We start from the raw sequence: 13,229 nt of genomic DNA, 5'->3' as shown, positions 1-13,229 counted from the left end.
CGGCCGGGGCGCGCACCTCGGCGGGCGCCGGCGCGACGACCGGGGCGGCCGGCAGCGCGGGAGCGGCGGCGCCGCCCGGCGCGACCCGGCGGCGGCCGGCCCGGCGGGTCTCGGCCACCCCGAACCCGACCAGCGGCCGTTCCGCCCCGGCGTCCTCGGCGGCGCCGGGCGCGGCGTCCTCCGGCACCGGCCCGGGCGCGACGGCCACGGTGACCAGCGGCGCGCCGACCGGCACCTCCTGCCCGACCTCGCCGAACCGGGCGGTGACCACCCCGCCGTACGGGCAGGGCACCTCGACCACCGCCTTGGCGGTCTCCACCTCCACCACCGGCTGGTCGACGGCGATCACCTCGCCGACCTCGACCATCCAGCGCACCACTTCGGCCCCGGTGAGTCCCTCACCGAGGTCGGGCAGCGTGAACTCGCGGACCACCGGCATCGCCATCACTCCTCCCATTGGAGCCGGGCGACGGCGTCCAGGATCCGGTCCACCCCGGGCAGGTGGTGGTGCTCCAGCATCGGCGGCGGGTAGGGGATGTCGAACCCGGTGACCCGCAGCACCGGGGCGGCCAGGTGGTGGAAGCACTTCTCGGTCAGCCGGGCGGCGATCTCCGCCCCGGCCCCGCCGAAGCCGCTCGCCTCGTGCACCACCACGGCGCGGCCCAGCGAGCGGACCACCTCGCAGGCGGTGGCCTCGTCGAACGGCACCAGCGAGCGCAGGTCCAGCACGGCCAGGTCCCAGCCCTCGGCCTTCGCCGCCTCGGCGGCCTCCAGGCAGACCGGCAGCGACGGGCCGTAGGTGACCAGCACCGCCGACGTCCCGGGCCGGCGCAGCACCGCCTTCCCGATCGGTTCGACGCCGGCCGCCGGGTCCCACTGGTCCTTGCCCCAGTACAGGCGCTTGGGCTCCAGGAACACCACGGGGTCGTCGGAGGCGATCGCCTCCCGCAGCAGCCCGTACGCGTCGGCGACGGTGGCGGGGGTGACCACGTGCAGGCCGGGGGTGTGCGCGTAGTACGCCTCGGAGGCGTCGCTGTGGTGCTCGACGCCGCCGATGCCGCCGCCGTACGGCACGCGGACGGTGATCGGCAGCGGCAGCTTCCCGGCGGTGCGGTTGCGCATCTTGGCGACGTGCGACACGAGTTGCTCCATCGCCGGGTAGGCGAAGGCGTCGAACTGCATCTCCACCACGGGCCGCAGCCCGTACATGGCCATGCCGACGGCGGTGCCGAGGATGCCGGCCTCGGCGAGCGGGGTGTCCAGGCAGCGGTCGGCGCCGAACTCGGCGGTCAGGCCGTCGGTGATCCGGAAGACGCCGCCGAGGGCGCCGACGTCCTCGCCGAGCACGTGCACGGACCTGTCGTCGCGCATCGCGTCGCGCAGCGCGGCGTTCAGGGCCTGCGCCATGGTGCCGGTGCGCAGGCCGGACTGGTCACGGGTGGCGGTGGTCATCGGGCGTGCACCTCGGCCTCCGCGGCCAGCTCGGCGGCCAGCTGCGCGGCCTGTTCGCGCAGCTGCTGGGTGGGTTCGGCGTAGACGTGCGCGAACAGCGACATCGGATCGAGGTCGGGGTCGGCGTGGAACTCGGCGCGCATCTTGGCCGCCATCGCCTCCGCCTCGTCGGCGGCCTCGGCGACCAGCTGCTCGTCGAGCAGGCCGCGCTCGCGCAGGGCGTCCTCCAGCAGCCGGATCGGGTCGTGCGCCTGCCAGGCGGTGACCTCCTCGGCGTGCCGGTAGCGGGTGGCGTCGTCGGCGTTGGTGTGCGCCTCGACCCGGTAGGTGAGGGCCTCCACCAGGGTCGGGCCGCCGCCGCTGCGGGCCCGTTCGACGGCCTCGGTGAGCACCTGGTGCACGGCCGCGGCGTCGTTGCCGTCGACCAGCCGGCCGGGCATGCCGTAGCCGACCGCCTTGTGGGCGAGGGTCGGCGCGGCGGACTGCCGGGTCAGCGGGACGGAGATCGCGTAGCCGTTGTTCTGCACCAGGAACACCACGGGTGCGTGCAGCACGGCCGCGAAGTTCAGGCCCTCGTGGAAGTCGCCCTCGCTGGTGCCGCCGTCGCCGAGCAGCGCCAGGGCGACGGTGTCGTCCCCGGCCAGCCGGGCGGCGTGGGCGAGGCCGACCGCGTGCGGGACCTGGGTGGCCAGCGGGGTGCACAGCGGGGCGGTGCGGGTGGCGCGCGGGTCGTAGCCGGTGTGGGCGCTGCCGCGCAGCAGGGTCAGCGCCTGCAACGGGTCGACGCCGCGGGCGACCACGGCGAGGGTGTCGCGGTAGGAGGGGAACATCCAGTCGTCGGTGCGCAGCGCGAGTGCCGCTGCGACCTGGCAGGCCTCCTGGCCGGTGGACGCCGGGTAGACGGCGAGCCGGCCCTGCTTGGTGAGGGTGGTGGCCTGCTGGTTGTACCGGCGGCCGGCGACCAGCCGGCGGTACAGCTCCCGCAGCAGGCCGGGGTCGGCCTTGTCCGCGGCGGGTGTGCCCAGGACGCGGAACGGTTCGGCGTCCGGCAGCAGCGGGGCGGGGTCGGTGCGGGGCGCGGTGGCGCCGGGCAGCCAGCCGGGCACGACGGCCGGGTCGGACTGGTCCCTGTGGTCCATGACGGTCATGTCGGGGCACCTCCGGGGTGGTGGGGGCTCCCTACCGATTGTTCGGTCGTCTGTTCATCTTGACCATATCCCCGTCAAGACGGTGGACAGTCGGCCGAAAGGGCGGTCTGCTGGGGCCAGCACGTCCAATTGCGAGGGATGGGGGGCCATGTCGGCTGAACAGGTGTCCAGACTCGACCGTGTCGACCGGTCGATCCTGCGGCTGCTGCGGCAGGACGGTCGCGCCTCGATCCGCTCGGTCGCCGAGCGGGTGCACGTGTCCCGGGCGAACGCCTACGCCCGGATCTCCAGGATGGTCGAGGACGGGGTGATCCGCGGCTTCACGGCCCGCATCGACCACGAGAAGGCCGGGCAGGCCGCGACCGCGTACGTCACGCTGCGGATCGTCCAGAACTCCTGGCGCACCGTCCGCGAGCAACTGCTGCAACTGCCCGGCGTCGCGCACATCGCGCTGGTCGGCGGCGACTACGACGTGTTGATGCTGGTCCACACCGCCGACAACCGGGAGCTGCGCGAACTCGTCCTGGGCAGCATCCAGTCGATCCCCCAGGTGCTCAGCACCCGCACCATGCTGGTGTTCGAGGAGACCGACCACATTCCGTCGGACGCCCCGTGAACCGCCGCTAGCGGGCCCGCAGGCCGTCGAACGCCAGCTGGACGACGGCCTCCGGCAGGCCCTCCGCCCCGCCCTGGCCCGGCCGGTACCACTCCACCACCGAGTTGATCATGCCGAACAGCAGCCGGGTGGCCAGCCGGGGCTCCACGTCGGCCCGCAGCTCGCCCGCGCCGACGGCCTCCTGGACGAGTTCGGCGACCCGGTGGTCGAAGTCCCGCCGCCGCTCCAGCGCCCACTGCTCGGTCGCGGTGTTCCCGCGGACCCTCAGCAGCAGCGTCACGTACGGCAGTTCGGCGAGCAGCACCTCGGCGGTGCGCCGCACCACGTGCTCCAGCCGGTCCACCGGCCGGCCCTCGACCGCCTTCGGCTCCTCCAGCGTCGCGAACAGCGCGTCCAGCGCCCGCCCGACGGCCAGCCGCAGCAGCTCCTCCTTGCCGCGCACGTGGTGGTAGATCGAGGACTTGGAGATCCCGGCGGCCCGGGACAGGTCCTCCATCGAGGTGCCGTCGTAACCGCGCTCGTTGAAGACCCGCACCGTGACGGCGAGCAGCGACTCGACCGTGTAGGAGGCGCGCGTGAGGTTTTCGGCCATGGCAACGAGTATCTCCCCGCCGCATCCGTCCCGTCAGCCGGGGTGCCGTTTCCCGGCCGTTCCCGGTGAAACGCGCGGCCCGGGTGTTCCGGCCGCCCGACATCGGCGCAGAAGACCGGAAATTCCCGGCCGAGTCCCACGAATTCGGCAAAGCGCTCGCACCTTTTCCGGCGGGCCACCGGCCGGAAATCCGGTTCCGCCCCCGATTCCGCCTCGTAGCTCCGGTCCGTCGGCCGGCGGACACCGGCCGGCCCGGCAGGCGCGAATTCGTCCGCCCGCCGGACGCCCGATCACGAGGGGGGAATTCCATGGCGAGAACGCTCGCCCGTTTCGCCACCGCCGGCCCGGCGCTCGCCGTCGGCACCGGCCCGGTCGCCGCGCCGAGCGCGTCCGCGACCACCACCGCCGGCGGCCCGGTCCACGACTACCGCAGCGGCCTGCGCCCGGGCGGCCGGCAGGGCAGTTCGACGCCGGGCCCGGAGGTCGTCCAGTGGTGATTCGCGTACACCGGCAACGGCTACTACGAGATCCGCACCGGGAACCGGCAGTGCGCCGGCGCCGCCGACGGCCAGGACGCCGTGCGGTGGACCTGCAACGGCAACGCGGACCGGCAGTGGGGCTGCAACGGCAACGCCGATCAGCTCTGGTACGACCGAGACCAGGAGTGGTTCCGTCGCGGCGGCGCGCCCGCCGCGACGGGCCCCGCCCACCGCCCTCGTGCCCCCTGTGAACAGGCCAGGAGCAGCCTTACACTGTCGGCACCGCCGCGCCCGGCGGCCCGAAATGGCACAGGATGGAGGCGGCCCGTGGGTGTCGTCCGGCAAGGGATGGCGGGTCGTCCACCGACCACCGCCGCGAGCGCGACCACGACCGACGACGAGGTCCCCGTCGAGGCGGACCTTCCGGAACCGGAGGGCGCGGCCGAGCGGGAGCCCGGCTCCGCGGCGGCCGCCGGAATCCGCCGGCTCGCGGAGCGATTCGGCCCGGCGCTCGCCCTGTACGGCGCGGTGAAACTCGCCGGATTCGCCGCATTCATGTGGCTGCTGGAAACGAACGGGCACTATCTGACGAACGACCCGCGTTTCGGCGGCGGCGCCCACCCGTGGGACGTGCTCGGAAGCTGGGACGGCCTCTGGTACCAGCGGGTCGCGCACGAGGGTTACGACCCCCAGCTGATTCCGGAGCAGGGTTTCTTCAGCATCAAGCAGAATTCCGCGGCGTTCTTCCCGCTGTATCCGGGACTGATCCGCCTGGTGTCGAACCTGGGCCTCGGCCTGTACGGCTCCGGCATGCTGGTGTCGATCGTCGCGTCGTTCATCGCCGCGGCGGGCATCTTCGCCGTGGTGTCCAAGCTCTACGGCCGCCGGGCCGGCGTGATCGCGGCCGGCCTGTGGGCGGCGTTCCCGGGCTCGGGCGTGGAGTGGGCGGTCTACTCGGAGTCGGTGTTCGTCGCGCTGGCCGCCTGGGCCTGCTACTTCGTCGTCGACCGGAACTGGCTGAGCGCCGCCGTGGTGACGTTCATGGCGGGCCTGGCCCGGCCGAGTTCGGTGCCGCTGATCGCGGGCGTGGCGCTGGCCGCCGCGATCGCCCTGTGGAAGCGCTCCGACGGCGTGGCGGGGCCGCTCACCGCGATCCTGCTGCCGCCGGTCGGCTGCCTGGGCTACCTGGCCTGGGTCGGCTACCGGATGGGGCACCTGGACGGCTACATCACCTTGCAGCGCGGCGGCTGGCTGCACTTCTTCGACTGGGGCCGCTACACCCTGCGGGCGGCCACCAACGTGCTGCGCGGCGAGTCCGACTACCTGTTCACCTACCCCACCGAGGACCTGATCGCCGTCCTGGTGCTGCTCGCCCTGCCGATCCTGCTGGTGGCGCTGCTGTCCGAGCGCCCGCCGCTGGTGCTGACGGTGTACACGGTGGGCACGCTGGTGATGGTGCTCGGCAGCCAGCAGATGTTCGGCACGCTGTCCCGCTTCGTGCTGCCGATCTTCCCGCTGCTGATCCCGCTCGCGGTGGCGCTGGCCCGGGTCCGGCTGCGGAACCTGGCCACCGTGCTCGGCGTCGCCGCGCTGTCCTCCGGCTGGTACGCCGGCTACGTCATCTTCCAGCTCGGCATCCCGTAACCGGCGCCGCCCTGTCCGCTCGTCCGGCCTGCCCGGGAACGCCCGCCCGGGGCCGTTCCCGGGCAGGCCTGCTTCCGCCTCCGGAGCGCAGCGGCGAGGATGCTCCCACAGCGCGCCGACGGCCGGCTTCCGGGTAACCCTTGCACCGACCGATCGTTCGGTTACGCTGAGCCGTGTCCCGCCTGCCCCCGTGAGGAGCGCACCATGGCCGCTGCGACCCCCCTGCCGGTCGCCGAACTGATCGCCCGCCACCAGGACACCCTCGACCGCGCCGTGGCCGCGGCCGAGTCCCGCGACTACTGGTCGCCGTACCCGGAGTTCCCCAAGGCGTACGGCGAGAACGCCGCCGCCGACGGCAAGGCCGCCTTCGAGGCCCTGCTGGGCCGGGTCTTCGAGCTGCCGGGCCACCCCGACGGCGGCGAGCCGGTGACCGGCGAGGCCTCCCCGTACGGCATCGAACTGGGCATCGGCTACCCGCACGCCGAGCCGGACGCGCTGCTGGCCGCGCTGGAGGCCGCCCGCCCCGGCTGGGCGAAGGCCGGTCCGGCCGCCCGCGCCGCGGTCTGCCTGGAGATCCTGGCCCGGATCAACGCCCGCTCGCACGAGTTCGCGCAGGCGGTGATGCACACCACCGGCCAGGCGTACGGCATGGCCTTCCAGGCCGGCGGCCCGCACGCCCAGGACCGCGGCGTCGAGGCGGTGGCCTACGCGTACGCCGAGCAGACCCGGCTGCCGCGCTCCGCGCAGTGGACCAAGCCGCAGGGCAAGCGCGACCCGCTGGTGCTCACCAAGGAGTTCACCGCGGTGCCGCGCGGCACCGCGCTGCTGATCGGCTGCAACACCTTCCCGACCTGGAACGGCTTCCCGGGCCTGTTCGCCTCGCTGGCCACCGGCAACGGCGTGCTGGTCAAGCCGCACCCGCGGGCGGTGCTGCCGCTGGCGCTGACCGTGCGGATCGCCCGCGAGGTGCTCGCCGAGGCCGGCTTCGACCCGAACCTGGTCTGCCTGGCCGCCGAGCGCGAGGGCTCCTCGATCGCCCAGGTGCTGGCCGTCCGCCCCGAGGTCAAGCTGATCGACTACACCGGTTCCACCGGCTTCGGCGACTGGCTGGAGGACAACGCCCGCCAGGCGCAGGTGTACACCGAGAAGGCCGGCGTCAACACCGTCGTGCTGGACTCCACCGACAACTACCGCGGCATGCTGGACAACCTGGCGTTCTCGCTCAGCCTGTACAGCGGCCAGATGTGCACCACCCCGCAGAACCTGCTGATCCCGCGCACCGGCATCCGCACCGAGGACGGCGAGCGTTCCTACGAGCAGGTGGTCGCCGACCTGGCCGCCGCCGTCGAGGGCCTGCTCGGCGACGACGCCCGGGCCGCCGCCATCCTCGGCGCCGTGGTCAACCCCGGGGTGCTGCAGCGCAGCGCCGCCGCGGCCGGCGGGGAGTTCGGCGAACTCGCCCTGGCCCCGCGGGTGGTGGCCTCGCCGGAGTTCCCCGGCGCGACCATCCGCACGCCCGCCCTGGTGAAGGCCGACGCCGACAAGCCGGACGACCGCTCGCGCTTCCTGACCGAGTGCTTCGGCCCGGTCGCGTTCGCCGTCGCGGTGGAGTCCACCGCCGCCGCCGTCGAACTGCTGCGCCGCACCACCGTCGACCACGGCGCGATGACCGCCGGCGCGTACACCACCGACGCCGAGGTCGAGGCCGCCCTGATCGACGCCTGCCTGGACGCCGGCGTCTCGCTGTCGCTGAACCTCACCGGCGGCGTGTACGTCAACCAGACCGCGGCCTTCTCCGACCTGCACGGCACCGGCGCAAACCCGGCCGCCAACTCGGCGTACTGCGACGCCGCGTTCGTCGCCAACCGGTTCCGCACCGTCGAGATCCGCAAGTAGCCCGGCGGGCACGACAGCGGGCCCGGACGGGTGTCCGGGCCCGCTTCCCTGTCCCGGGGGGGGAGAGGACAGGGAGTCAGGAGGTCCTGCCCCGGCGCGGGTTGAACACCCACACCCGCAGCAGCACGAACCGCACCAGGGTGGCCGCGGCGTTCGCCGCCACCAGCACGGCCAGCTCCAGGCCGCGCCCCGCGCGCGGCGAGGCCGCGTGCAGCGCCGCCACCGCGCCACTGGTCAGCGCCAGCCCGACCAGGAAGGCCAGCCCGCCCTCCAGCTGGTGCCTGAGGGCGTCCCGCCGGCCCGTTATCCCGAAGGTGAAGCGCCGGTTCGCGGCGGTGTTGAACACGGCGGTGACGCCGAGCGCCAGCGCGTTGGCGGCCAGCGCGGGCACCAGCCGGCGCAGCGCCAGGAACAGCAGCAGGTAGGCGGCGGTGCACAGCACCCCGACCACGGCGAAGCTGACGGCCTGCCAGCCCAGCCCGGCCGGCACCCGGGCCTGCCGGACCCGGCTCGGCAGCTCCACCGCGCCCCTGCCCGCCAGCGTGCGCCGGGCCACCCGCAGCATGCCCCTCAGGTCGTCCAGCGCGGTGCGGACGATGTCCACCCGGCTGTCCGGGTCGTCCACCCAGTCCACCGGCACCTCGTGGATCCGCAGCCCCGACGCCTCGGCCAGCAGCAGCAGTTCGGTGTCGAAGAACCAGGCGTTGTCCTCCACCCGGTCCAGCAGCCGCTTGACCACCTCGGTGCGGCCCGCCTTGAACCCGCACTGGGCGTCCGAGAACTTCGCCGCCATGGTGGCCCGCAGCAGGAAGTTGTAGGTGCGCGAGATGAACTCCCGCTTGGGGCCGCGCACCACGGCCGACCCCCGGTGCAGCCGGCTGCCGATCGCCAGGTCGCTGTGCCCGGACAGCAGCGGCGCGACCAGCGGCAGGAACGCCTCCAGGCCGGTGGACAGGTCGACGTCCATGTACGCCACCACGTCGGCCTCGCTGTCGCCCCACACCTGCCGCAGGGCCCGGCCGCGCCCCTTCAGGTCCAGGTGCACCGCCCGCACCTGCGGGATCCGCCCGGCGAGCGCACTGGCGATCTCCCAGGTGCCGTCCACCGAGGCGTTGTCGGCCACCGTGATCAGGTAGTCGTACGGAAAGGTCTCCGACAGGTAGGCGTGCAGCTCCTCGACGCAGCGCTCCAGCGAGTGCTGCTCGTTGTACACCGGGACGACGATCTCCACGAGCCGCGTCCGGACCGCGCCCCCGGCCGGGGACCGGCCGTCGGCCGCCGGGACGGGACTCGTGGTCCCACGCATCGCTGGCTGAGTCATGGAAAGGAGGTTCACAGCCCCGGATGGGGCCGCGATGATGGCAGTCTGAGAGCGCGCTGAGAACCCGAAAGCCGTGGGACTCCGGTCCGTTGACCACCGGCCGACGAGGGATGACGACGGGAGATGACGGCATGTCCGAGACCGAGTTCACCGCCGACGTACTGGTGGTCGGGGCCGGCCCGACCGGCCTGCTGCTGGCCGGCGACCTGGCCGCTGCCGGGCTGCGGGTCACCGTGGTCGACAGGCGCGCCGAGGAGTCCAACCTGACCAGGGCGTTCGCGGTGCACGCCCGCACCCTGGAACTCCTGGACGCCCGCGGCCTCGCCGACGACCTGATCGCCACCGGCCGGACCATGCCCTCCCTGCAGGCCTTCGGCCGGCTCCGGATCGACCTCGCCGCCCTGCCCACCCGCTTCCCCTTCGTGCTGGTCACCCCGCAGTCCAACACCGAGCGGGTGCTGCGCGAACGCGCCGTCAAGGCGGGCGCCGACCTGCGCCGCGGCGCCGAACTGACCGGCCTCCGACAGGACGCCGACGGCGTCACCCTGACCGTCCGCACCGCCGACGGCGAGCAGCGGCTGCGCTCCCGCTACGCGGTCGGCGCGGACGGCGTGCACTCGGCGGTGCGCGACCTGCTCGGCATCCCGTTCCCCGGCGAGTCCGTGGTGCGCTCGGTGATGCTCGCCGACGTCCGGCTGGAGCACCGGCCCGAGCAGCCGCTGACCGCCGGCGCCGGCGAACGCGGCTTCGCCTTCCTGGCCTCGTACGGCGACGGCTGGCACCGGGTGATCGGCTGGGACCGCGACCGCCAGGTGCCCGACTCCGACCCGGTGGTGCTGTCCGAACTCGCCGATCTGGTGCGCGAGGTGATGGGCCGTGACCTCGGCCTGGCCGAGGCCCGCTGGACGTCCCGCTTCCACAGCGACGAACGCCAGGCCACCAGCTACCGCTCCGGCCGGGTGTTCCTGGCCGGCGACGCCGCGCACTGCCACTCCCCGGCCGGCGGCCAGGGCATGAACACCGGCCTGCAGGACGCCGCCAACCTGAGCTGGAAGCTGGTCGCCGCAGTCCGCGGCTGGGGCCCCGACGCCCTGCTGGACACCTACCAGACCGAGCGGCACCCGGTCGGCCGGGCGGTGCTGCGCAGCTCCGGCGCCCTGGTCCGGCTCGCCCTGGGCCGGCACGCCTCCACCCGGGCGCTGCGTTCGGCGATCGGCGCCGCCGCCGGCCACCTGGGCCCGCTGGCCGAGCTGGGCGCCAAGCAGATCTCCGGCATCGGCTACGGCTACCCCGCCGAGAAGGGCGCCCACCCGCTGGCCGGCCGCCGCGTCCCGGACCTGCGCCTCGCGGTGGACGTGCCCGGCGGCCCGTCCCGGCTGCACGAGGCGCTGCGCGCCGGGAAGGCCGTGCTGATCAGCAACGACGAGCTCTCGGTGGCGGACTCCTGGGCGGATCGGGTGGTCACCGCCGCCCCGGCCGACCCGCACGGCAAGCTGCGCGACACCGTGCTGCTGGTCCGCCCCGACGGCTACGCGGCCTGGGCCTGCGCCGACCCGACCAGGGGCGAGCTGCGGGCGGCGCTGAGCCAGTGGCTGGGCCGCCCCTGATATTCACTGAATTCACCGGCGGCAATTCAGTTCATTCACTGAAATGCCGCCGGTTCCACAGTTGACTGTTTTTTAGTAAGCAATTGCTTGGGCATGGGCCAATTCGCGGGCCCGCTCTGAAAGATTTCTGGCGAGCGTTTTCGAAAACCGGGAACGCCCCCAGATTTCCGGAGGAGCCCGTGCGACCCCGCTCGCTCGCCCTTGCCGCAGCCCTGGCTGTCGTTCCCCTCACCGCCGTCTCGTTGGGCGTCGGCACCGCCCAGGCGGCGCCGACCCCCAACGCCAGCGCCCGGGTGGCGCTCCCGCAGACCGTCACGCCGGCGGTGGCCCGCTCCCACAAGCAGGGCGACGTGCCGGCCGACCGCCAGATATCCGTCGCGGTCAGCCTGAAACTGCGCAACACCGCCGAGCTGGACCGCTTCCTTTCCGCGGTCTCCACGCCCGGCACCACGGAATTCGGGCACTACCTGACTCCGGCGCAGTTCAACGAGCGGTTCGGCCCGACCCAGGCCGACGTGGACCAGGTCCGCGCCTTCCTGACCGCGCAGGGCCTGAAGGTCGCCTCGGTGAGCGAGAACCGCCAGGTGGTGAACGCCACCGGCTCCGCCTCGGCGGTCGCCGCCGCGTTCGGCACCCACGAGTCGACGTACAGCGACCCGCAGCAGGGCAACCGGACCTTCTTCGCCAACGACGCCGCCGCCTCGGTGCCGGCCTCGCTGGCCGGCGTGGTCGAGGGCGTCAGCGGCCTCAACGACCACACCGTCCGCACCACCCGGATCGCCAAGCCCGGCGCGGCCACCCCGCAGGCCACCCCGAGCGGCTTCGGCCCGGCCACCTACGACGGCGCCTACCGCCTCAACCAGCTGGGCGCGGACGGCACCGGCTCCACCGTGGCGCTCTGGGAGTTCGACGGCTACAAGTCCACCAACCTGACCACCTACGACAGCCAGTTCGGCCTGTCCGGCCCGGCGGTCAGCACCGTTTCGGTGGACGGCGCCAACTACGACTCGAAGCCCGGCCAGGGCCAGGGCGAGGTCGAGCTGGACTCGGAGATCGTGCGCGGCGTCGCCCCCAAGGCCACCCAGCTGGTCTACGAGGCGCCCAACAGCGACCAGGGCGAGATCGACATGGCCGCCAAGATCGTCTCGGACAACCGGGTCTCGGTCATCTCCATCTCCTGGGGCTCCTGCGAGCCGGACACCACCGCCGCCTCGATGACCGCGGTGAACAACTCCTTCAAGCAGGCCGCCGCCCAGGGCATCTCGATCTTCTCGGCGTCCGGCGACGACGGCTCCCGGGACTGCACCCGCTCCACCTCGGGCTCCACCGTGAAGGCCGTGGACTTCCCCGCCTCCAGCCCGTACAACACCGGCGTCGGCGGCACCAACCTCAAGGTGTCCGGCACCACCTACAGCTCGGAGAGCGCCTGGAGCACCGCCGGCGGCGGCGTCTCCACCCAGTTCGCCAAGCCGACCTGGCAGACCGGCACCAACGTCACCGGCACCATGCGCACCGTGCCCGACGTGTCCTCCAACGCCGACCCGAACTCCGGCTTCGCGATCTACACCCAGGGCACCAGCAGCGCCGGCTGGCAGGTCTACGGCGGCACCTCCGCGGCCGCCCCGCTGTGGTCCGGCTACGCCGCGCTGTACAACCAGAAGGCCAAGGCCTCCGCCAAGCCCAACCTGGGCGAGGCCAACCCGAAGCTGTACGCGGTCGCCAACAGCAGCTCCTACGGCACGTCCTTCCACGACGTGACCAGCGGCTCGAACCAGGACTTCGCCACCAAGACCGGCTACGACCAGGTCACCGGCTGGGGCACCCCGATCGCTGACGGCCTCACCAACGCCCTGCTCGGCACCGGCGGCACCACCCCGCCGCCCACCGGCGGCTGCACCGCCGCCCAGCTGCTCGGCAACCCGGGCTTCGAGACCGGCACCGCCGCCCCGTGGACCACCTCCTCCGGCGTGGTCGACAACTCCACCTCCGAGGCCGCCCACGGCGGTTCCTGGAAGGCCTGGCTGGACGGCTACGGCTCCGCCCACACCGACTCCCTCTCCCAGTCGGTGGCCGTCCCGGCCGGCTGCAAGGCGACGCTGAGCTTCTGGCTGCACGTCGACACCGCCGAGACCGGCACCACCGCGTACGACAAGCTGACCGTCTCGGTCAACGGCACCTCGGTGGCGACGTACTCCAACCTCGACAAGAGCACCGGGTACGTCCAGAAGACCGTCGACCTGTCCGCCTACGCCGGACAGACCGTCACCGTGAAGTTCAACGGCGTGGAGGACTCCTCGCTGCAGACCAGCTTCGTGATCGACGACACCGCGCTGAACGTCTCCTGACCCCAGCTCAGCAGGGTTGCCGGGGGGGCCTTTCACAGGCCTTCCCGGCACCTGTGTGTCAGGAGTGTTTCCTGTTCGATCCGCCTGCGAAATACTTGTCGTGACCACTGTCATATGTCCTGATTGATG

At 73.2% G+C, this 13,229-nt stretch carries 11 protein-coding genes; 6 read left to right on the top strand and 5 right to left on the bottom strand.

Going from position 1 to position 13,229, the window contains the following annotated elements; genetic code table 11:
• The 3 genes from ACFV1L_RS18780 to pdhA all read right to left on the bottom strand — a co-directional run.
• Positions 1-439 (bottom strand): biotin/lipoyl-containing protein (locus ACFV1L_RS18780; protein ID WP_380367157.1); only part of this gene is annotated, 439 nt, incomplete at its 3' end.
• Positions 440-444: 5 nt separating this feature from the next.
• The gene (locus tag ACFV1L_RS18775; protein WP_380367154.1) at positions 445-1,452 is read right to left on the bottom strand and encodes an alpha-ketoacid dehydrogenase subunit beta; all 1,008 of its coding nucleotides are present in this window, start codon (positions 1,450-1,452) and stop codon (positions 445-447) included.
• The gene (gene pdhA / locus ACFV1L_RS18770; protein WP_380367152.1) at positions 1,449-2,600 is read right to left on the bottom strand and encodes a pyruvate dehydrogenase (acetyl-transferring) E1 component subunit alpha; all 1,152 of its coding nucleotides are present in this window, start codon (positions 2,598-2,600) and stop codon (positions 1,449-1,451) included. The genes ACFV1L_RS18775 and pdhA overlap by 4 nt, the downstream gene beginning before the upstream one ends.
• Positions 2,601-2,748: 148 nt before the next feature.
• Between pdhA and ACFV1L_RS18765 the strand changes: the two genes are divergently transcribed.
• The gene (locus tag ACFV1L_RS18765; RefSeq protein ID WP_380367150.1) at positions 2,749-3,216 is read left to right on the top strand and encodes an Lrp/AsnC family transcriptional regulator; all 468 of its coding nucleotides are present in this window, start codon (positions 2,749-2,751) and stop codon (positions 3,214-3,216) included.
• A 7-nt stretch (positions 3,217-3,223) separates the two neighbouring features.
• Here ACFV1L_RS18765 and ACFV1L_RS18760 read toward each other — a convergent pair whose 3' ends face one another.
• A complete protein-coding gene (locus tag ACFV1L_RS18760) occupies positions 3,224-3,808 on the bottom strand; it encodes a TetR/AcrR family transcriptional regulator (RefSeq protein ID WP_380367148.1) in 585 nt (194 codons plus the stop codon).
• Between the two features lie 308 nt (positions 3,809-4,116).
• On the opposite strand from ACFV1L_RS18760, the gene ACFV1L_RS18755 reads away from it, so the two are divergent.
• From ACFV1L_RS18755 to paaN, 3 genes are all read left to right on the top strand, one after another.
• Positions 4,117-4,305: a hypothetical protein gene (locus tag ACFV1L_RS18755; RefSeq protein ID WP_380367146.1), complete on the top strand. Its 189-nt coding sequence runs from the start codon at positions 4,117-4,119 to the stop codon at positions 4,303-4,305.
• A 330-nt stretch (positions 4,306-4,635) separates the two neighbouring features.
• Entirely contained in the window at positions 4,636-5,931 is a 1,296-nt protein-coding gene (locus tag ACFV1L_RS18750) for a hypothetical protein (protein ID WP_380367145.1), read from the top strand.
• Positions 5,932-6,135: 204 nt separating this feature from the next.
• Positions 6,136-7,827 (top strand): phenylacetic acid degradation protein PaaN, encoded by a 1,692-nt coding sequence (paaN, locus tag ACFV1L_RS18745; protein WP_380367143.1) that lies wholly within the window; start codon positions 6,136-6,138, stop codon positions 7,825-7,827.
• 76 nt (positions 7,828-7,903) lie between these two features.
• Here paaN and ACFV1L_RS18740 read toward each other — a convergent pair whose 3' ends face one another.
• Positions 7,904-9,058, bottom strand: a complete 1,155-nt coding sequence (locus tag ACFV1L_RS18740; RefSeq protein WP_380367141.1) for a glycosyltransferase — start codon at positions 9,056-9,058, stop codon at positions 7,904-7,906.
• A gap of 221 nt (positions 9,059-9,279) precedes the next feature.
• Here ACFV1L_RS18740 and ACFV1L_RS18735 point away from each other — a divergent pair, with 221 nt between their 5' ends.
• The gene (locus ACFV1L_RS18735; protein ID WP_380367139.1) at positions 9,280-10,755 is read left to right on the top strand and encodes an FAD-dependent monooxygenase; all 1,476 of its coding nucleotides are present in this window, start codon (positions 9,280-9,282) and stop codon (positions 10,753-10,755) included.
• A 179-nt stretch (positions 10,756-10,934) separates the two neighbouring features.
• The gene (locus tag ACFV1L_RS18730; protein WP_380367138.1) at positions 10,935-13,100 is read left to right on the top strand and encodes a protease pro-enzyme activation domain-containing protein; all 2,166 of its coding nucleotides are present in this window, start codon (positions 10,935-10,937) and stop codon (positions 13,098-13,100) included.
• Positions 13,101-13,229: the final 129 nt, after the last annotated feature.

This window comes from Kitasatospora sp. NPDC059646 (assembly GCF_042734615.1).
GTDB lineage: Bacteria > Actinomycetota > Actinomycetes > Streptomycetales > Streptomycetaceae > Kitasatospora.
This window is presented reverse-complemented; position numbering and strand designations above follow the sequence as displayed.